Origin of the sequence: Kluyvera chengduensis (assembly GCF_044197065.1) — a bacterium.
Lineage (GTDB): Bacteria > Pseudomonadota > Gammaproteobacteria > Enterobacterales > Enterobacteriaceae > Kluyvera > Kluyvera ascorbata_C.
The window spans coordinates 64,203-84,354 of record NZ_JBIQOI010000009.1 but is presented as its reverse complement, the minus strand read 5'-3'; the positions used below and the strand labels follow the sequence as shown (position 1 = coordinate 84,354).

Annotated in this window: 17 protein-coding genes; 13 read left to right on the top strand and 4 right to left on the bottom strand. The window is 54.4% G+C overall.

Annotated elements, in window-relative coordinates; all coding sequences use genetic code 11:
* Positions 1-44: 44 nt before the first annotated feature.
* The gene (locus ACH1XZ_RS19130) at positions 45-623 is read right to left on the bottom strand and encodes a lipoprotein (protein WP_185667149.1); all 579 of its coding nucleotides are present in this window, start codon (positions 621-623) and stop codon (positions 45-47) included.
* 297 nt (positions 624-920) lie between these two features.
* Here ACH1XZ_RS19130 and bolA point away from each other — a divergent pair, with 297 nt between their 5' ends.
* The 9 genes from bolA to ACH1XZ_RS19085 all read left to right on the top strand — a co-directional run bounded on the left by bolA (position 921) and on the right by ACH1XZ_RS19085 (position 11,285).
* Entirely contained in the window at positions 921-1,238 is a 318-nt protein-coding gene (gene bolA, locus ACH1XZ_RS19125; protein ID WP_035894301.1) for a transcriptional regulator BolA, read from the top strand.
* Positions 1,239-1,584: 346 nt separating this feature from the next.
* Positions 1,585-2,883, top strand: coding sequence for a trigger factor (gene tig / locus ACH1XZ_RS19120; RefSeq protein ID WP_185667148.1), 1,299 nt, complete (start codon positions 1,585-1,587; stop codon positions 2,881-2,883).
* A gap of 241 nt (positions 2,884-3,124) precedes the next feature.
* On the top strand, positions 3,125-3,748 hold the full coding sequence (clpP, locus tag ACH1XZ_RS19115) for an ATP-dependent Clp endopeptidase proteolytic subunit ClpP (RefSeq protein ID WP_035894303.1): 624 nt from the start codon (positions 3,125-3,127) through the stop codon (positions 3,746-3,748).
* Between the two features lie 134 nt (positions 3,749-3,882).
* Complete coding sequence (gene clpX, locus ACH1XZ_RS19110; RefSeq protein WP_220439719.1) at positions 3,883-5,157, top strand: ATP-dependent protease ATP-binding subunit ClpX; 1,275 nt, start codon at positions 3,883-3,885, stop codon at positions 5,155-5,157.
* 183 nt (positions 5,158-5,340) lie between these two features.
* Positions 5,341-7,695 carry an endopeptidase La gene (gene lon, locus ACH1XZ_RS19105; protein ID WP_395596748.1) on the top strand — a complete coding sequence of 785 codons (2,355 nt, stop codon included), beginning with the start codon at positions 5,341-5,343 and terminating at the stop codon, positions 7,693-7,695.
* Positions 7,696-7,904: 209 nt separating this feature from the next.
* Positions 7,905-8,177: a nucleoid-associated protein HU-beta gene (gene hupB / locus ACH1XZ_RS19100; protein WP_035895161.1), complete on the top strand. Its 273-nt coding sequence runs from the start codon at positions 7,905-7,907 to the stop codon at positions 8,175-8,177.
* A 198-nt stretch (positions 8,178-8,375) separates the two neighbouring features.
* The gene (ppiD, locus tag ACH1XZ_RS19095) at positions 8,376-10,250 is read left to right on the top strand and encodes a peptidylprolyl isomerase (protein WP_395596747.1); all 1,875 of its coding nucleotides are present in this window, start codon (positions 8,376-8,378) and stop codon (positions 10,248-10,250) included.
* Between the two features lie 148 nt (positions 10,251-10,398).
* Positions 10,399-10,776, top strand: a complete 378-nt coding sequence (locus ACH1XZ_RS19090) for a helix-hairpin-helix domain-containing protein (protein ID WP_395596746.1) — start codon at positions 10,399-10,401, stop codon at positions 10,774-10,776.
* A 110-nt stretch (positions 10,777-10,886) separates the two neighbouring features.
* Entirely contained in the window at positions 10,887-11,285 is a 399-nt protein-coding gene (locus ACH1XZ_RS19085; protein WP_035895164.1) for a YbgC/FadM family acyl-CoA thioesterase, read from the top strand.
* Between the two features lie 84 nt (positions 11,286-11,369).
* Here ACH1XZ_RS19085 and queC read toward each other — a convergent pair whose 3' ends face one another.
* Together queC and ACH1XZ_RS19075 are read right to left on the bottom strand one after the other, a co-directional pair.
* Positions 11,370-12,065: a 7-cyano-7-deazaguanine synthase QueC gene (gene queC / locus ACH1XZ_RS19080; RefSeq protein ID WP_035895165.1), complete on the bottom strand. Its 696-nt coding sequence runs from the start codon at positions 12,063-12,065 to the stop codon at positions 11,370-11,372.
* A 67-nt stretch (positions 12,066-12,132) separates the two neighbouring features.
* Entirely contained in the window at positions 12,133-13,833 is a 1,701-nt protein-coding gene (locus tag ACH1XZ_RS19075; RefSeq protein WP_395596745.1) for an SgrR family transcriptional regulator, read from the bottom strand.
* A 99-nt stretch (positions 13,834-13,932) separates the two neighbouring features.
* Here ACH1XZ_RS19075 and cof point away from each other — a divergent pair, with 99 nt between their 5' ends.
* Positions 13,933-14,751, top strand: a complete 819-nt coding sequence (gene cof / locus ACH1XZ_RS19070; protein ID WP_395596744.1) for an HMP-PP phosphatase — start codon at positions 13,933-13,935, stop codon at positions 14,749-14,751.
* A 44-nt stretch (positions 14,752-14,795) separates the two neighbouring features.
* Here the strand turns inward: cof and ACH1XZ_RS19065 are convergent, their stop codons facing one another.
* Positions 14,796-15,845 carry a PLP-dependent cysteine synthase family protein gene (locus tag ACH1XZ_RS19065; protein WP_395596812.1) on the bottom strand — a complete coding sequence of 350 codons (1,050 nt, stop codon included), beginning with the start codon at positions 15,843-15,845 and terminating at the stop codon, positions 14,796-14,798.
* Between the two features lie 115 nt (positions 15,846-15,960).
* On the opposite strand from ACH1XZ_RS19065, the gene ACH1XZ_RS19060 reads away from it, so the two are divergent.
* From ACH1XZ_RS19060 to ACH1XZ_RS19050, 3 genes are all read left to right on the top strand, one after another.
* Positions 15,961-16,419, top strand: coding sequence for an Lrp/AsnC family transcriptional regulator (locus ACH1XZ_RS19060; RefSeq protein ID WP_035895169.1), 459 nt, complete (start codon positions 15,961-15,963; stop codon positions 16,417-16,419).
* Positions 16,420-16,506: 87 nt separating this feature from the next.
* Complete coding sequence (locus tag ACH1XZ_RS19055; RefSeq protein WP_395596743.1) at positions 16,507-18,282, top strand: SmdA family multidrug ABC transporter permease/ATP-binding protein; 1,776 nt, start codon at positions 16,507-16,509, stop codon at positions 18,280-18,282.
* Complete coding sequence (locus ACH1XZ_RS19050; RefSeq protein WP_395596742.1) at positions 18,275-20,053, top strand: SmdB family multidrug efflux ABC transporter permease/ATP-binding protein; 1,779 nt, start codon at positions 18,275-18,277, stop codon at positions 20,051-20,053. Before ACH1XZ_RS19055 ends, ACH1XZ_RS19050 begins: the two co-directional genes overlap by 8 nt.
* Positions 20,054-20,152 lie beyond the last annotated feature (99 nt).

Sequence of the window (20,152 nt, the reverse complement as noted above, 5' to 3'; positions counted from 1 at the left end):
GTTTTATTCGTGCAGACCCGGCCGAAGCCGGGTCTGTGACGGGATTAGCGTGCGTTCTGTTTGATGAAATCGTGGATAGAGGTGTCCTGTGCCATATCGGCGATGGTATCGCCCAGCACGCTATCAACGGTATCGGAAATGTTCTTGTTGGAAGCCTGGAATGCGCCTTCAACGGAGTAGTTAGAACGGTAGTTTTTAGTCATCTTATTACCGTTAGCGGCGGTCGCGATGATGGCGATGTCGGCTTTGGTAGAGATGTTGTAACGCACGTTACCTTGGGAAACGTCGGCGTACAGCTGATTAACGATAATCTGCAGGTTAACCGCTCCGTTCGGGCCAATCATATAACCGCGTGCGGTCATCTGTTTTTCCAGTACTTCCTGCATCAGGAAACGTAGGTCACGGGAAGCGGTCAGCGTGACCAGCTGGTTGTTACGAGTGACTTTGGCCAGCGCCTGATCCTGACGCTGGTCGGCACCGGTGATGCTAACGGTGACGCCCATCAGGCTTGGATCTTGCTGAGGCAGAGTGATTTTTGGCGACACTTCAACCGTGGTTGGAGGCGTTGCGCATCCTGCCAGCATAAACAGTGCTACCAGTGGGAAGAGGATTTTTTTTAACATGTTAGGGGTCTCAAACGCATTGTTTACTGAAAATTCCCGCCATCATAACATCGCCATCGGTCAGGGGAAGTAGGCAACGCATGTAATTTCATCGTGTTGGTGTTTTTCTGCACGCGTGAACAATCTGTGGCAGGATTTCAGATGAGAAGCGATTGTAAAAGACGTTAACTTCATCTACTTGACAAATAAAAGGGCGCGAACGCTAATTTTTTGTTGCCTTCGTGTAATGGAATCAGTAAAAGCGGCTAACATTTAAAGGGATAGGCGGCATCTTAACGTTGTCGGAGGAGTAATATCATGATGATGCGTGAACAAATCGAAGAAAAACTGAGGGCAGCGTTTGAACCTGTTTTCCTGGAAGTCGTAGACGAAAGCTACCGCCACAACGTACCGGCCGGCTCTGAGAGCCACTTTAAAGTTGTGCTGGTGAGCGATAAGTTTACCGGGGAACGCTTTCTGAATCGTCATCGGATGATCTACGGAACGTTAACAGAGGAGTTTGCGTCCACCGTCCATGCGCTGGCATTGCATACTTACACGCGAAAAGAGTGGGAAGGTTTGCAAGATACCGTCATAACCTCACCGCCATGCCGCGGAGCGGGCACTATCGCGTAGAAAAGGCATTTGCAACACGGAACTTTTCCAGTATGTTGCGTACAGATTATGAGAAAACGGCCTGCGGGCCGTTTTGTTTTGTCTGAATTTTGAGCACATTCGACAGCGTTCAGACAAAAATTAGCCGGGAATTGTGAAAAATGCCGCAGCAACGCGTGATAACCGTTCTCGACTCATAAAAGTGATGCCGCTATAATGCTGCGTCTTATTTTTCGGAATGTCTTCGGGATGATTCTGACGACAGGGAATGTGATTGATTACGAGAGCATCCCAGGTCCGCAACGCCAGCTTTTCGAGCTTGCGGAGTAGAGTTGACCGAGCACTGTGATTTTTTTGAGGTAACAAGATGCAAGTTTCAGTTGAAACCACTCAGGGCCTTGGCCGCCGTGTAACGATTACTATCGCTGCTGACAGCATCGAGACCGCTGTAAAAAGCGAGCTGGTCAACGTAGCGAAAAAAGTACGCATTGACGGTTTCCGTAAAGGTAAAGTACCGATGAATGTTGTTGCTCAGCGTTATGGCGCTTCCGTGCGTCAGGACGTGCTGGGTGACCTGATGAGCCGTAACTTCGTTGACGCGATCATCAAAGAGAAAATCAATCCAGCTGGCGCGCCTAACTACGTTCCAGGTGAATACAAGCTGGGTGAAGATTTCACCTACGCAGTAGAATTCGAAGTGTACCCAGAAGTTGAACTGCAGGGTCTGGACGCTATCGAAGTTGAAAAACCAGTTGTTGAAGTGACCGAAGCTGACGTTGACGGCATGCTGGATACTCTGCGTAAGCAGCAGGCAACCTGGAAAGACAAAGACGGCGTTGTTGACGCTGAAGACCGCGTTACCGTTGACTTCTCCGGCTCCGTAGACGGCGAAGAATTCGAAGGCGGCAAAGCGACTGATTTCGTACTGGCAATGGGTCAGGGTCGTATGATCCCAGGCTTTGAAGACGGTATCAAAGGTCACAAAGCAGGCGAAGAGTTCGTTATCGACGTCACCTTCCCAGAAGAATACCACGCAGAAAACCTGAAAGGTAAAGCGGCTAAATTCGCGATTACCCTGAAGAAAGTTGAAGAGCGTGAGCTGCCAGAACTGACTGCTGAATTCATCAAACGTTTCGGCGTTGAAGATGGTTCCGTTGAAGGCCTGCGCGCTGAAGTGCGTAAAAACATGGAACGCGAACTGAAAGGCGCGGTACGTAACCGCGTTAAATCTCAGGCAATCGAAGGTCTGGTTAAAGCGAACGAAATCGACGTTCCTGCTGCCCTGATCGACAGCGAAATCGACGTTCTGCGTCGCCAGGCTGCACAGCGCTTCGGTGGCAACCAGCAGCAAGCGATGGAACTGCCTCGCGAACTGTTCGAAGAGCAGGCGAAACGCCGCGTAGTTGTTGGCCTGCTGCTGGGCGAAGTGATTCGTACCCACGAGCTGAAAGCTGACGAAGCACGCGTTGCTACCCTGATCGAAGAAATGGCTTCTGCCTACGAAGATCCGAAAGAAGTTATTGAATTCTACAGCAAAAACAAAGAGCTGATGGAAAACATGCGCAGTGTCGCTCTGGAAGAACAGGCTGTTGAAGCGGTTCTGGAAAAAGCGAAAGTGACTGAAAAAGCAACTTCCTTCAATGAACTGATGAACCAGCAGGCGTAATTTCGCTTACCGGTTTACGGTTTTGAGAAAAAACCCGTTGCCTTTTGGTGACGGGTTTTTTTATTGCAGCAATAACCAAAGCTTGCGTGATAAAACGGCTTTTCGGTGTTAGCGTATCAACAAAATATTGTTATGCTTGAAATAGGGTAGGATCGTACCCATAACTGAGGGAACGAATCACTCGCCGCATCTCTATAATTAGCAGGCTGTGGCTATTTTATTTATTATCCAGGAGACGGAAATGTCATACAGTGGCGAACGAGATAATTTTGCACCCCACATGGCCCTGGTGCCGATGGTCATTGAACAGACCTCACGTGGCGAACGTTCTTTTGATATCTACTCCCGTCTGCTTAAAGAGCGCGTAATCTTTCTGACCGGTCAGGTCGAAGACCACATGGCAAACCTGATTGTGGCGCAAATGCTGTTTCTGGAAGCGGAAAACCCGGAAAAAGACATTTATTTATACATCAACTCCCCAGGTGGCGTGATTACCGCAGGGATGTCTATTTATGACACCATGCAGTTTATCAAGCCGGATGTCAGCACCATTTGTATGGGGCAAGCGGCATCTATGGGCGCGTTCCTGCTGACCGCAGGCGCAAAAGGTAAGCGCTTCTGCTTGCCAAACTCCCGCGTAATGATTCACCAGCCGCTGGGCGGTTATCAGGGCCAGGCAACGGATATCGAAATCCACGCCCGTGAGATCCTGAAGGTGAAAGGACGCATGAATGAGCTTATGGCGCACCATACCGGCAAATCGCTGGAGCAGATTGAGAGCGACACTGAACGTGACCGTTTCCTGTCTGCTTCTGAAGCTGTCGAGTATGGTCTGGTTGACTCAATTTTGAGTCAGCGTAACTAATGTCATGACGGCACGTGCCGCTGCACGGTATATACTACTAAGGGCGGCACAACGCTTGCGTAGCAGCTTGCGCTTAAGAATGGCATTTGCGTCGTCATATGCGGCACAAAGAACTTAAAAAGAGGTTTTGACTCATGACAGATAAACGCAAAGATGGCTCGGGCAAACTGTTGTACTGCTCTTTTTGCGGCAAAAGCCAGCACGAAGTGCGTAAGCTCATCGCCGGCCCATCCGTGTATATCTGCGACGAATGCGTCGACTTATGTAACGACATCATTCGCGAAGAGATTAAAGAAGTGGCGCCGCATCGTGAACGCAGTGCTCTGCCGACGCCACACGAAATTCGCCACCACTTAGATGACTACGTTATCGGTCAGGAACAGGCGAAAAAGGTGCTGGCCGTTGCGGTCTACAACCACTACAAACGTCTGCGTAACGGTGATACCAACAACGGTGTTGAGCTCGGCAAAAGTAACATTCTGCTGATTGGCCCAACCGGTTCCGGTAAAACGCTGCTGGCTGAAACGCTGGCGCGCTTGCTGGACGTACCGTTCACCATGGCCGATGCCACCACCCTGACCGAAGCTGGTTATGTGGGTGAAGACGTTGAAAACATTATTCAGAAGCTGCTGCAGAAGTGCGACTACGACGTACAGAAAGCACAGCGCGGTATTGTTTACATCGATGAAATCGACAAGATTTCTCGTAAGTCTGACAACCCGTCAATCACCCGCGACGTATCCGGTGAAGGCGTACAGCAGGCGCTGCTGAAGCTGATTGAAGGCACCGTGGCGGCCGTTCCGCCGCAGGGTGGCCGTAAGCATCCGCAGCAGGAGTTCCTGCAGGTTGATACCTCTAAGATCCTCTTTATCTGCGGCGGCGCGTTTGCCGGTCTGGATAAAGTGATCGGCAACCGCGTGGAAACGGGGTCGGGTATTGGTTTTGGCGCGACGGTGAAATCGAAAACGGATAAAGCCAGCGAAGGCGAACTGCTGACCCAGGTTGAGCCAGAAGATCTGATCAAATTTGGTCTGATCCCTGAGTTCATCGGCCGTCTGCCGGTAGTTGCAACGCTGACCGAACTGAGCGAAGAAGCGCTGATTCAGATCCTCAAAGAGCCGAAAAACGCCCTGACCAAGCAGTATCAGGCGCTGTTTAACCTCGAAGGCGTGGATCTGGAATTCCGTGACGAAGCGCTGGACGCTATCGCCAAGAAAGCGATGGCGCGTAAAACCGGTGCTCGTGGTCTGCGTTCCATCGTAGAAGCCGCGCTGCTCGAAACCATGTACGATCTGCCTTCTATGGAAGACGTTGAGAAAGTGGTTATCGACGAGTCGGTGATTGCCGGTCAAAGCGAACCGCTGCTGATTTACGGCAAGCCGGAAGCGCAGCAGGCATCTGGCGAATAATTCACCAGTTCATACAATCAGTTAATCAAAAAGGGGGGATTTTATCTCCCCTTTTATTTTTCCGTATTCATGGCGTTGAATGTGTGGAATACATCCCCATATACTGGTTACATGTTAATGGTTGTGTGAAGCACAGTCGCATGACCAGCTTACCTGGCGGACACTAAACTAAGAGAGAGCTCTATGAATCCTGAGCGTTCTGAACGCATTGAAATCCCCGTATTGCCATTGCGCGATGTGGTGGTTTATCCGCACATGGTCATCCCCTTATTTGTAGGGCGGGAAAAATCTATCCGTTGTCTGGAAGCGGCCATGGATCATGATAAAAAAATCATGCTGGTCGCGCAGAAAGATGCTTCAACGGATGAGCCGGGTGTAAACGATCTTTTCACCGTCGGGACCGTGGCCTCTATTTTACAAATGCTGAAGCTGCCTGACGGTACGGTTAAAGTACTGGTCGAAGGGTTGCAGCGTGCGCGTATTTCTACGCTCTCTGATAACGGCGAACACTTCTCCGCGAAAGCTGAGTACCTTGAGTCGCCGGCCATTGAAGAGCGTGAGCAGGAAGTACTGGTACGCACAGCGATTGGTCAGTTTGAAGGCTATATCAAACTGAACAAGAAAATCCCACCAGAAGTGCTGACGTCGCTGAACAGCATCGACGATCCTGCACGCCTGGCTGATACCATCGCGGCCCACATGCCGTTGAAGCTGGCAGATAAACAGTCTGTTCTGGAGATGTCTGACATCAACGAGCGCCTGGAATATCTGATGGCGATGATGGAGTCAGAAATCGATCTGTTGCAGGTTGAGAAGCGCATTCGCAACCGCGTGAAAAAGCAGATGGAGAAATCCCAGCGTGAGTACTATCTGAACGAGCAAATGAAAGCTATTCAGAAAGAACTCGGCGAGATGGACGAAGTTCCTGACGAAAACGAAGCGTTGAAGCGTAAGATCGACGCAGCGAAAATGCCGAAAGAGGCCAAAGAGAAAACCGAAGCCGAACTGCAGAAGCTGAAAATGATGTCGCCGATGTCAGCTGAAGCCACCGTGGTTCGCGGTTATATCGACTGGATGGTGCAGGTGCCGTGGAATACGCGCAGCAAGGTCAAAAAAGACCTTCGCCAGGCGCAGGAAATCCTCGATACCGACCATTATGGCCTCGAGCGCGTCAAAGACCGTATTCTTGAGTACCTCGCGGTTCAAAGCCGTGTGAACAAGCTGAAAGGGCCAATCCTGTGCCTGGTAGGGCCTCCTGGTGTGGGTAAAACCTCTCTGGGTCAGTCCATTGCTCAAGCGACCGGGCGTAAATACGTTCGTATGGCGCTGGGCGGCGTGCGTGACGAAGCGGAAATCCGCGGTCACCGTCGTACTTACATCGGCTCTATGCCGGGTAAACTGATCCAGAAAATGGCGAAAGTGGGCGTTAAAAACCCGCTGTTCCTGCTCGATGAAATCGACAAAATGTCTTCGGACATGCGCGGTGACCCGGCCTCTGCTCTGCTGGAAGTACTTGATCCAGAACAGAACGTGGCGTTCAGCGATCACTACCTGGAAGTGGATTACGATCTCAGCGACGTGATGTTCGTGGCGACCTCGAACTCCATGAACATTCCAGCGCCGCTGCTGGACCGTATGGAAGTGATCCGTCTGTCCGGTTATACCGAAGACGAGAAGCTGAACATCGCGAAACGTCACCTGCTGCCGAAGCAGATTGAACGTAATGCGCTGAAAAAAGGCGAGCTGACGGTTGATGACAGTGCGATTGTTGGCATCATTCGTTACTACACCCGTGAAGCGGGCGTCCGTAGCCTGGAACGTGAAATCTCGAAGCTGTGCCGTAAAGCGGTTAAACAGCTGCTGCTGGATAAAGATCTGAAGCACATCGAGATTAACGGCGACAACCTGCATGATTTCCTCGGCATTCAGCGCTTCGACTACGGTCGCGCCGATGAAGAAAACCGCGTGGGTCAGGTTACCGGTCTGGCGTGGACAGAGGTGGGCGGCGACCTGCTGACCATTGAAACCGCCTGTGTACCGGGTAAAGGCAAGCTGACTTATACCGGTTCTCTGGGTGAAGTCATGCAGGAGTCCATTCAGGCAGCGCTGACCGTGGTACGTGCGCGCGCAGAAAAACTGGGTATCAACCCAGATTTCTACGAAAAACGCGACATTCACGTTCACGTACCGGAAGGGGCGACGCCGAAAGACGGTCCAAGTGCGGGTATCGCGATGTGTACCGCGCTGGTTTCCTGTTTGACCGGTAACCCGGTGCGTGCAGACGTGGCGATGACAGGGGAAATTACCCTGCGTGGCCTGGTGCTGCCAATCGGCGGTCTGAAGGAAAAACTGCTCGCGGCGCACCGTGGTGGTATTAAGACTGTTCTGATTCCTGATGAGAACAAACGCGATCTGGAAGAGATTCCAGACAACGTTCTGGCCGATCTGGAGATTCATCCGGTTAAGCGCATTGAGGAAGTTCTGGCGCTGGCGCTGCAAAATGAGCCGTCTGGCATGCAGGTTGTAAGCGCAAAATAGTGACCTCGCGCAAAGAGCGTTAATAAATATAAGGCTGGCAAGCGTAAACTGACTTGCCAGCCTTTTTTTGTCTCGCTAATTTAGACGGCTGGCAGGTGTGTCTAAGACGACGGGTGTTGTAAGGGCATGGGAGTCCTGATATAACTGCTCCGCGATTGCACCGCGAAGGACTCCGGTGCGATATAAATAATAAAGAGAGGAAGAGAACAGTGAATAAATCTCAACTGATTGACAAGATTGCTGCTGGCGCGGATATCTCCAAAGCTGCAGCTGGACGTGCGTTAGATGCTTTAATTGCTTCTGTTACTGAATCTCTGCAAGCCGGGGATGATGTTGCACTGGTAGGTTTTGGTACCTTTGCTGTTAAAGAGCGTGCTGCCCGTACTGGCCGTAACCCTCAAACTGGTAAAGAGATCACTATCGCCGCTGCTAAAGTACCAGCGTTCCGTGCAGGTAAAGCACTGAAAGACGCGGTAAACTGATCGCTTTCCCTCGTAGGGAATGTGGCACAGTACAAGGGCGCATCATCTGATGTGCCTTTTTTTATGGCTTATTGTGTACTTTTAAGCGTTTATATTCGGTGTCATGCTGACAAGCGCCCCGGTTTCTTGTCAAAATAGCGGCCACACGTGCTATGCTGCACGAGGTATTTGTCACCTACAGCGGAGTGTTGTTACACCATGATGGACAATTTACGCACGGCAGCCAACAGCGTCGTGATCAAAGTCATTTTCGGTCTCATTATCGTGTCGTTCATTTTGACCGGCGTGAGTGGTTACCTGATCGGCGGTAACAATAATTTTGCCGCGAAAGTGAATGGCCAGGAAATTGGCCGCGCCCAGTTTGAAAATGCCGTTGCTAGCGAGCGTAACCGCATGCAGCAGCAGCTTGGCGACCAGTACTCAGAGCTGGCAGCCAACGAAAACTACATCAAATCTATGCGCCAGCAGGTGCTGAATCGCCTGATTGACGAATCGCTGCTTGACCAGTATTCGAAGACATTAGGCCTTGGCATCAGCGATGAGCAGGTGCGCAAAGCGATTTTCGCTACCCCGGCGTTCCAGACCGACGGCAAATTTGATAACACCCGCTACAACGCGCTGGTGGGTCAGATGGGCATGACGGCCGATCAATACGCGCAGGCGCTGCGTAACCAGCTAACTACTCAGCAGCTGATTAACGCCGTGGCGGGTACTGACTTCATGCTGCCAGGTGAAACCGATCAACTGGCTGAACTGGTTGCTCAGCAGCGTCTGGTTCGCGAAGCCACTATCGACGTGAATGCACTGGCGGCGAAACAGCAGGTTTCTGACCAGGAAGTGGCGAGCTACTATGAGCAGAACAAGAGCCAGTTTGTCGCACCGGAACAGTTCCGCGTGAGCTATATCAAGCTGGACGCGACCTCCATGAGCGAGCCTGTCACTGACGACGAAATCCAGTCCTACTACGATCAGCATCAGGATCAGTTCACTCAGCCGCAGCGCGAGCGCTTCAGCGTGATTCAGACCAAAACCGAAGCCGATGCGAAAGCGGTTCTGGATGCGCTGAACAAGGGCGCTGATTTTGCCACGCTGGCGAAAGAGAAATCTGCCGACATCATCTCTGCGCGTAACGGCGGTGACATGGGTTGGCTGGAAGCGTCTACTACGCCTGATGAACTGAAAAATGCCGGTCTGAAAGAGAAAGGCCAGCTGTCAGGCGTTATCAAATCTTCCGTGGGCTTCCTGGTCGCGCGCCTGGATGACGTTCAGGCTGCCGTAGTGAAACCGCTGGCAGACGTACGTAGCGACATCGCAGACAAAGTGAAGCAGGAAAAATCTCTCGACGCTTACTATGCACTGCAGCAGAAGGTGAGCGATGCGGCGAGCAACGACAACGACTCTCTGGCAGGCGCAGAGCAGGCGGCTGGCGTGAAAGCAGTTGAGACCGGTTGGTTTGACCGTAACAGCCTGCCAGCAGAGCTGAACTTCAAGCCGGTATCCGACGCTATCTTTAACGGCGGTCTGGTTGGTGAGAACGGCATGCCGGGCAGCAACTCTGACATTATCACCGTTGACGGTGACCGTGCCTTCGTTATTCGCGTGAGCGAGCACAAAGCTGAAGCGGTGAAACCACTGGCCGACGTGAAAGCACAGGTGACCGACATCGTTAAGCACAGCAAAGCAGAACAGCAGGCCAAACTGGATGCTGAAAAACTGCTTGTCGCGCTGAAAGACGGTAAGGGCGACGACGCGATGAAAGCGGCGGGTCTGACCTTTAGCGCCAGCAAAACTCTGAGCCGTGCCGGTCAGGATCCGCTGAGTCAGGCTGCCTTCGCGCTGCCGCTGCCGCAGAAAGACAAACCAAGCTACGGTATCGGCAACGATATGCAGGGCAACGTGGTTCTGCTGGCGCTGGACGAAGTGAAAGCGGGCGAAATGCCGGAAGCGCAGAAGAAAGCGATGGTTCAGGGCATTACCCAGAATAACGCGCAAATCGCCTTCGAAGCGATGATGAACAACCTGCGTAAATCCGCGAAGATTAAGCTCGGCGATATCATCGACCAGCAGCAATAATCGGAATTCGCTTCGCATATTTTTGTAATGCGATGAACAAATCAAAGGCCGCTTTCGCGGCCTTTTCCACATTTGAAATCTGCCTTTTGAACCGTGGCGCGCTAACCGTTATGGTGCTTTCGCTATCAATCAACAAGGAGAAATCAATATGAAACGTGGAATCAAAATGTCTGTTATGGCGGCAGTATTGGCGTGTGTGGGAATGAGCTTTAGCGTTCAGGCGGCACAGCCAGCGTCTGCGAAAACGCAGGCAACGCAGGTAAAAGCCAGCGCAGATGTCGCAGAGCAGACGAAAGCCGTGCCTGCGGGTAAAACGGCGGAAGATGAAGGCACCAGGGTCAGCATCAATACCGCTTCGGCCGAAGCGCTGGCGCAGGCAATGAACGGCGTGGGTTTGAAAAAAGCACAGGCTATTGTCAGCTATCGCGAAGAGTACGGCCCGTTCAAAACGGTGGACGATCTCAAACAGGTTCCGGGCATGGGTAGTTCACTCGTTGAGCGTAATCTGGCCCACCTCACGCTTTAAATTGCACAAGGTGTTTGCACTCGTCTGAAAATTTGCCAGACTAAAGAGGTCATACCAGTGGTGTGACCTCTGACTCTATGTATAAAACAAAATAATAAGGCTATGGCGCTATGCAGACACAAATCAAAGTTCGCGGTTATCACCTGGACGTGTATCAGCACGTTAACAACGCCCGTTATCTGGAGTTTCTCGAAGAGGCCCGCTGGGATGGGCTGGAGAGCAGCGCGGGGTTCCAGTGGATGAGCGCGCACCACATTGCCTTTGTGGTGGTGAACATCAATATTAACTACCGTCGCCCGGCGGTGCTGGGCGACCTGCTAACGGTGACCAGCAAGGTACAACAACTGAATGGGAAAAGCGGTGTGTTAAGTCAGGTGGTAACGCTGGAGCCTGAAGGACAGGTGGTTGCCGACGCGCTGATTACCTTTGTCTGTATCGACCTGAAAACGCAGAAGGCGCTGGCGCTGGAAGGAGAGTTGCGGGAGCATCTGGAAGCGATGGTTGAGTAATATGCTTGTCCCGGGGCGGCGTAAACGTCAGGCCCGGGACGGTAGCCCGGGTGAGCGCAAGCGACCCCGGGAATAACGCCAGACCTATTTCAGACCGGTCTTCTGCTTCATTGCTGCCATCACCCCTGGCTTATCCGCCAGATAATGATTGAGCCCGTTGGCGCGTAGATTACAGGCCGCGCAGTGGCCGCAGCCATTACCTTTGATACCGTTGTAGCAGGTGAGCGTCTCGGTGCGTACCAGTTCTAGTTTGTCCCAGTAGTCAGCCAGTGCCCAGGTCTGGGCTTTGTCGAGCCACATCAGCGGCGTTTCAAAGCGAATGTCTTTTGCCATGCCCAGGCTGACCGCATGGTTCAGCGCCTTCACGAACTCATCGCGACAGTCCGGATAACCGGAGAAGTCGGTTTCACAGACGCCGGTAATGACGGCTTCCGCTTTTACCTGATAGGCATAAATAGCCGCCAGCGTCAGGAACAGAATATTGCGCCCCGGTACGAAGGTATTTGGAATGCCGTCGGCATCCGGTTCGTAGTCCGGTACGGGGATGCTGTCGCGAGTCAGGCTGCTGACCGCCAGTTCATTGAGCAGGGTGACGTCCAGCACTTTATGCGCGCGAGCGCCCAAGGTCAGCGCCAGTTCACGGGCAACGTCAATTTCAGCGCGATGGCGTTGGCCATAATCAAACGTGACGCAGTGAACTTCATCATATTGATGCAGCGCCTGCACCAGGCATGTTGTGGAATCTTGTCCACCGCTAAAGACGACAACGGCACGTTTCATGGCTTTTCCTGTCTGTGATTCTAAAAGCCGCTATGGTAACGCCTGCGGCGCGTGGCGACCAGCTTCTTCACCGCGTGGTCGGAGGCAACCAGGCGGCGGAAAAATCAAACCAGCCGCGCGCGTTCAGACGAATGCCGTTAACCCCCGGTGGCGCGCTGACCTGGTATTGATAGTTAAACAACGGTGTCAGCATGGCTTCACTCATCAGGCGGGTAAAAATAGTCTTCAGGGCGGCGACGCGCTGAGTATCATCCGGCAGCGATTGCGCTTCATCCAGCGCCAGGCGAACGCGATGGGACTGTTGCTCGGTAAACAGCGCGGGCCATAGCGCATCACAGCGAAGCCACTGCTCCAGCGCGTATTCCGGCATCTCGCCAATCAGGCGGTCGCCCATAAACAGATCTGCCTGCGGCAGGTCCGGGCAACCGGTCCAGCTTTTTGCATCATAAAAAATCACCGTCAGCTCGCAGCCAAGACGAGCCAGCGCGGTTTTGAGCTCTTCGGCCATGGTGTGCAGTTCCACCGGTAGATGATAGAGAAGCGTCAGATGGGACGGCAGGGCAACGTCGGGCGGTTCTTTTGGCAGTGGGATGTCCCAGCCGGGCAGCATCTCTTGACTTGGAGTAATGAGGTTTTCTCCCAGCGGCAGGCTTTGCAACAGACCAGAGCGGTGAATCAGCGCAATGACCCGCTGCGCCTGGGCAGCGCTCAGGCGTGGGCTCTGACGCAGCGCCAGATAGCAGAATCCCAGGCTGATACTGTGGCTCACCAGGCGAAGCTCGCCAAGCTCCTCGGGTTTGCCGATAGCGATTTGCACCGGATGCTGGCAACTGGTGCCGAGCCCCTGCTCAAAAAGCTGCGGTGTGATCCAGTATTCAATGGCTTGCAGCAATGGATGGCTATGATGGTATTGATGGTGACTTTCAATACGCACCAGTTCCGGCTCAAAAATTTTCAGCATAAACGGACCGGTTCCCTGTGACGGTTTGTCCGGGTGCGCCAGCACGCTACAGTAGCTCGCCAGCCGGTGCGGTAGCCAATAGTCCGGGTGATGGAGCGTAAAGGTCAGGCACTGTGGATGCGTTTGGGTAATCACTTTTACGCTGGAAAAGAGCTTCGCCAGTTCGGGCAATTCCAGCAGCATCAATAATCGTCGGCGAAGCTGCTCGGTTTCAACGGCATCGCCGTTGTGCCAGTGCAGGGTCGAGCGGATATAGAACTGCCAGCACAGCCCATCGTCGGACACGGACCAGTGGTGTGCCAGGTCGCCCTGCGGCTGTGAAGCCTCGTGGTTGAAGCGGGTCAGGCCGGAGTATATCTGCCCGGCAAGGTGCTGCTCCGCGCGTCCGGCCAGAAAACCGGGGTGTAGCGGCTCAAGCGGCCGGTAGTAGGGAATACGCAGCGTTGGTGTATTGTTTTGCCACTGGCCGCCGAGAAACGGATGCAGCAGCGCCCGTAGCTCAACCGGGGCAATCTGCGCCAGCTCCAGCGCGTTGTGCTGTTCGCCGCGGTTCAGCGCTGTTTCCATCATTTCATTACGCAGCGTTTCCGGCGCGGTATGGAACTGCAACCGTCCGCGCTTGCCGCGTCCGGACTGCGCCTGCCAGCTCAGCCAGCCTGCCGCTTGTGCCTGACGCAGCAGGGTGCGCACGTGGCGCTCGCTGCAAAAACAGCGGGCAGCCAGTTCGGCGATAGTGACTTGCTGATCTTCCCCCTGCGACGGTAGCCACAGTCGCTGGAACTGATTTAAACGATTTAACTGGCGCATAGAAACCCGGAACAATAAATATCAACTATTCAGTATTACTTCCGTATATCCCAGCAGATACTACGTGGCAAGAGAGCGCGATCACAGGCGGGATAAAAGATGGCAAGACTGGCAGCATTTGATATGGATGGCACCCTTTTGATGCCAGACCATCGTTTAGGCGAGAGAACCGTGGCGGTGCTGAAGCGCCTGCGCGAGCGGAACATCACGCTGACCTTTGCCACCGGCCGCCACGTGCTGGAAATGCGTCCGCTGGTGGAGAAGCTGTCGCTGAATGCCTTCCTGATAACCGGCAACGGTACGCGTATTCATACCCAGCAGGGTGAAGTGCTGCACCGTAGCGATCTCGCACCGGAAGTGGCGGAAGAGGTGCTGCATACCCACTGGGATACGCAGGCCAGCATGCATGTCTTTAACGATAGCGGCTGGTTTACCGGTCGTGAAATTCCGGAAATGCTCAAGGCGCACGTCTATAGCGGTTTCCGCTATCAGCTTCGTAACCTGCGCATGATGCCAGCGCATCAGGTGACAAAGATCTGCTTCTGCGGGGATCACGACGATCTCTGCCGCCTGCGAATTCAGCTAGTCGAAGCGTTCGATAAGCGAGCCGATATCTGCTTCTCCGCCGTCGACTGTCTGGAAGTCCTGCCGCTTGGCAGTAATAAAGGCGCGGCGCTGTCGGTGCTGAGCCGTCATCTGGGCGTGGGCATGGACGAGTGCATGGCTTTTGGCGATGCGATGAATGACCGTGAAATGCTGGGGCTTGTCGGGCGTGGCGTGATCATGGGTAATGCGATGGGGCAGCTTAAAGCGGCGCTTCCCCATCTGCCGATTATCGGAAACTGCAAAAATCAGGCGGTTTCCCACTATTTAACTCATTGGCTGGACACACCTAATCTTCCTTATTCCCCCGAATAGAGAGACCTTCCAGCAAGCCAGGCTCAGTTGATGCCTGGCTTTTTTTATTTCCCGAGCAGGGTATTGATAGCCTGCTGCCACGGCGCGGTGTCGCCGATATTCTTCGCCACCCATTCAGGGTTGTAGTAGGTATCCAGGTAGCGCTCGCCGCTGTCGCACAGCAGCGTCACGATGGAGCCGGTTTTTCCTTCATCGCGCATCTGAGCGGCTAACTGCAACGCGCCCCACATATTCGTCCCGGTAGAGGCGCCAACCTTACGGCCAAGCTGCGTTTCCAGCCACTGAGCGGTGGCGACGCTTGCGGCATCCGGTACGCGCAGCATGTTATCTACCACGTCAGGGATAAATGACGGCTCGACGCGCGGGCGACCAATGCCTTCAATTTTGCTGCCGACGCTCCCGCGAAGATTCACATCGCGGTGCTGCCAGTAGTCCATAAACACCGAGTTTTCCGGGTCCACGACCATCAGCTGCGTTTCATAGCCCTGACAGCGAATATAGCGGCCAATGGTGGCAGACGTGCCGCCAGTGCCCGCGCTCATCACCACCCACGCCGGTACCGGGTTGGGCTCGTGAGACATCTGGCGGAAAATGCTGTCGGCAATATTGTTGTTGCCGCGCCAATCGGTGGCCCGCTCAGCGTAGGTGAACTGATCCATATAATGGCCGTTCAGCTCGCGGGCCAGCGTTTCGGAAGCGGCGTAAATTTCACACGCGCTCTCAACGAAGTGGCAGCGGCCGCCGTAAAACTCAATCTGTTCTATCTTGCGTTTTGCCGTGCAGGACGGCATTACCGCAATAAACGGCAGGCCGAGCAGGCGAGCGAAGTAGGCTTCGGAAACCGCCGTTGAGCCAGATGATGACTCAATAATGGTGGTGCCTTCTTTGATCCAGCCGTTGCACAGGCCGTAAAGGAACAGCGAGCGCGCCAGACGATGCTTGAGGCTGCCGGTCGGGTGCGTGCTTTCATCTTTCAGATAGAGCTGAATACCGGGAAAGGCGGGCAGCGCCAGGCGGATTAAATGCGTGTCGGCACTGCGTTGGTAGTCGGCGTTAATTTCGCTGATGGCGTGTTTGACCCAGGTGCTATTCATCATTATTTTCCGTTTGTCATTTTGTGCCTAGCTTAGCGAAAAGTGCAGAAAAATTTGTTGCCATCTGACCTTTAAAATAGAATTAAGATAGAAAAATTTTCTCTCCGAGACCGAAATGTTAGATAAAATTGACCGAAAGCTCCTGGCCCTACTACAAAATGACTGCACGCTCTCTTTGCAGGCACTCGCGGATGCCGTTAATCTGACCACCACACCGTGCTGGAAACGGCTAAAACGTCTGGAAGACGACGGTGTTCTGCTTGGACGCGTCGCGCTACTGGATGCCGAAAAGCTTGGGCTTGGGTTAACGGCATTTGTGCTGATAAAGACCCAGCACCACAGCAGCGATTGGTACAGCCTTTTTGTGAGCGAAGTGACGCAAATGCCCGAAGTACTGGGCTTCTGGCGCATGGCCGGGGAGTATGACTACCTGATGCGCGTCCAGGTGGCGGACATGAAACGCTACGATGATTTTTATAAAAGCCTGGTGAACCGCGTCCCCGGACTGTCGGATGTCACCTCAAGCTTTGCGATGGAACAGATTAAATACACCACAGCTCTCCCCATCGAATAACACTTTCTCTGGGATTTTCTCTTTGCCCTTCAGGTTGCCAGGGCGGCAGCACAGGACGAAGAGAATCGACGTTCAGGATTTTATCGCGTGCGATTATTTGCTCAATTAAGTTGGTACTTCCGCCGGGAATGGCGGCGCTATCTCGGCGCTGTTTCCCTGCTGATTATCATCGCCATACTGCAGCTTATCCCGCCCAAGGTGGTGGGGATTGTGGTGGATGGCGTGTCACAACACCACTTCAGCGCTGGGAAAGTGATGATGTGGATTGGCACCATGGTACTGATTGCCGTGGTGGTCTACCTGCTGCGCTACGTCTGGCGCGTGCTGCTGTTTGGCGCTTCCTACCAGCTTGCCGTTGAACTGCGTGAAGATTTCTATCACCAGCTTAGCCGTCAGCATCCGGAGTTTTACCTGCGTCACCGTACCGGCGACCTGATGGCGCGCGCCACCAATGACGTCGACCGGGTGGTGTTTGCCGCCGGGGAAGGAGTGTTGACGCTGGTGGACTCGCTCGTCATGGGCTGTGCGGTGCTGATTGTGATGTCCACGCAGCTAAGCTGGCAGTTGACCCTGCTGGCGCTGGTGCCAATGCCGATTATGGCGCTGGTTATCCATCGCTACGGTAACCTGCTGCACGAACGTTTCAAGGTGGCGCAGGCGGCGTTCTCCAGCCTTAACGATCGTACTCAGGAGAGCCTGACCAGCATCCGCATGATCAAAGCGTTTGGTCTGGAAGATAGGCAGTCCGCGCAGTTTGCCGCCGATGCGGCAGACACCGGGGTGAAGAATATGCGCGTAGCGCGCATTGACGCGCGCTTTGACCCCACCATCTATATCGCCATCGGGATGGCAAACCTGCTGGCGATTGCTGGCGGCAGTTGGATGGTGATGCAGGGCGAACTCACGCTCGGCGAACTGACCAGCTTTATGATGTACCTCGGCCTGATGATCTGGCCCATGCTCGCGCTGGCCTGGATGTTCAATATCGTGGAACGCGGCAGTGCCGCCTATAGCCGTATTCGCACGCTGCTGGCGGAAGCGCCGGTGGTGGATGACGGCACTCAGACGGTGCCTGAAGGCCGCGGAACGCTGGCGCTGGCGATTGAGCGCTTTAGCTATCCGCAAACCGATAAGCCGACGCTGTGTGATGTCAACGTGACTCTTAAACCGGGCCATATGCTCGGTATCTGCGGGCCAACGGGCTCGGGGAAATCGACCATTCTGTCGCTCATACAGCGCCATTTTGACGTGGATGAAGGTGAAATCCGCTTCCATGATATTCCTTTGCGCCAATTGCAACTCGATGCCTGGCGTAGCCGCCTGGCGGTGGTGAGCCAGACGCCGTTCCTCTTTTCCGACACGGTGGCCAGCAATATCGCGCTGGGCAACCCGAGCGCCACGCAGGAAGAGATTGAGCATGCGGCGCGTCTTGCCTGCGTGCATGAAGATATTCTGCGTTTGCCGCAGGGTTACGACACTGAAGTGGGTGAGCGCGGTGTGATGCTCTCTGGCGGGCAGAAACAGCGTATCTCTATTGCGCGCGCGCTGCTGCTGGAGGCAGAAATATTGATCCTCGACGATGCATTGTCGGCGGTCGATGGCCGCACGGAGCACCAGATCCTGCATAACCTGCGTCAGTGGGGAGAGGGGCGCACGGTCATCATTAGCGCTCATCGCCTTTCGGCACTCTCGGATGCCAGTGAAATTATTGTTATGCAACATGGGCATATCGCCCAGCGCGGTCGGCATGAACAGCTGGCAGCAGAACAGGGCTGGTATCGCGATATGCACCGTTATCAACAGCTTGAGGCCGCGTTGAACGACGTACCGGAAGAAGACAAATCGGAGGTGACAGATGCGTAGTTTCGGGCAACTGTGGCCTACCCTGAAGCGACTGCTGGCCTACGGCTCGCCGTGGCGTAAACCGCTGTCGATTGCGGTGGTGATGCTGTGGGTCGCCGCCGCCGCGGAGGTGAGCGGGCCGCTGCTGATTAGCTACTTTATTGACAACATGGTGGCGAAAAACAGCCTGCCGCTGGGTACGGTTGCCGGGCTGGCCGCGGCTTATGTTGGCCTGCAACTGCTGGCCGCCTCGCTGCACTACAGCCAGTCGCTGCTGTTTAACCGCGCGGCGGTCGGCGTGGTGCAACAGCTACGAAGCGATGTGATGGATGCTGCGCTGCGCCAGCCGCTGAGCGAGTTTGATACTCAGCCGGTTGGGCAGCTTATCTCTCGCGTGACCAACGACACCGAAGTGATCCGCGACCTGTACGTCACGGTGGTGGCGACGGTGCTGCGCAGCGCCGCGCTTATCGGGGCGATGCTGGTGGCGATGTTCAGCCTTAACTGGCGCATGGCGCTGGTGGCGATGGCTATCTTCCCGGCGGTGATGATCGTGATGGTGATTTATCAGCGCTACAGCACGCCAATCGTGCGGCGCGTTCGTGCTTATCTGGCGGATATCAACGATGGCTTCAACGAAGTTATCAACGGCATGAGCGTGATTCAGCAGTTCCGTCAGCAGGTACGCTTTGGTGAACGTATTGGTGAAGTGAGCCGCTCGCACTATCTGGCGCGTATGCAGACGCTGCGTCTGGACGGTTTCTTGCTGCGCCCGCTACTGAGCTTGTTCTCCACGCTGGTGCTGTGCGGCCTGCTGATGCTGTTTGGCTTTAGCTCGCAGGGGACGATTGAAGTCGGGGTGCTGTACGCCTTTATTAGCTATCTGGGTCGCCTTAACGAGCCGCTGATCGAACTGACGACCCAGCAGTCGATGCTGCAACAGGCGGTCGTCGCCGGCGAGCGCGTCTTTGAACTGATGGATCGCCCGCGTCAGCAGTACGGGCACGATCTTGCGCCGCTGGAGCGTGGGGATATCGATATCGATGATGTCTCCTTTGCTTATCGTGACAACAAACTGGTGCTGCAAAACATTTCGCTATCTATTCCGGCGCGGAGCTTTGTGGCGCTGGTCGGGCACACCGGCAGCGGCAAGAGTACGCTCGCCAGCCTGTTGATGGGCTACTATCCCCCTGACTCAGGCGAAATCCGCCTTGGCGGCCGCCCGCTTCAGAGTCTGAGTCATCAGGTGCTGCGACAGGGCATCGCCGTGGTGCAACAAGATCCCGTCGTGCTGGCCGACTCTTTCTTCGCGAACGTCACGCTGGGGCGTGATATCAGCGAGGCGCAGGTCTGGCAGGTACTGGAAACGGTGCAGCTGGCGGAGCTGGCGCGAGGCATGAGTGACGGTATCTATACGCATCTGGGCGAGCAGGGTAACAACCTGTCCGTCGGGCAGAAGCAGCTGCTGGCGCTGGCCCGCGTACTGGTGGAGACCCCGCAGGTGCTGATTCTGGATGAGGCGACCGCCAATATTGACTCCGGCACCGAACGCGCCATACAGCACGCGCTGGCTGCGGTACGCCAGCACACCACGCTGGTGGTTATTGCCCACCGTCTGTCGACCATTGTAGAGGCAGATACCATTATGGTGCTTCACCGTGGACAGGCTGTGGAGCAGGGTAATCACCAGCAACTGCTTGAAGCCAAAGGACGATACTGGCAGATGTATCAGCTACAGTTGGCCGGTGAAGAGCTGGCTGCCAGCGCCCAGGATGATGCACTGACCGCGTAATGCACCACCGTCAGGCATTTTTCTAACAGATTGCCGTTGTGACACGCATCATGCACCCGCATGGTGCGTTTTTCTTTTTACTCCCCCGATTTCGCCGCC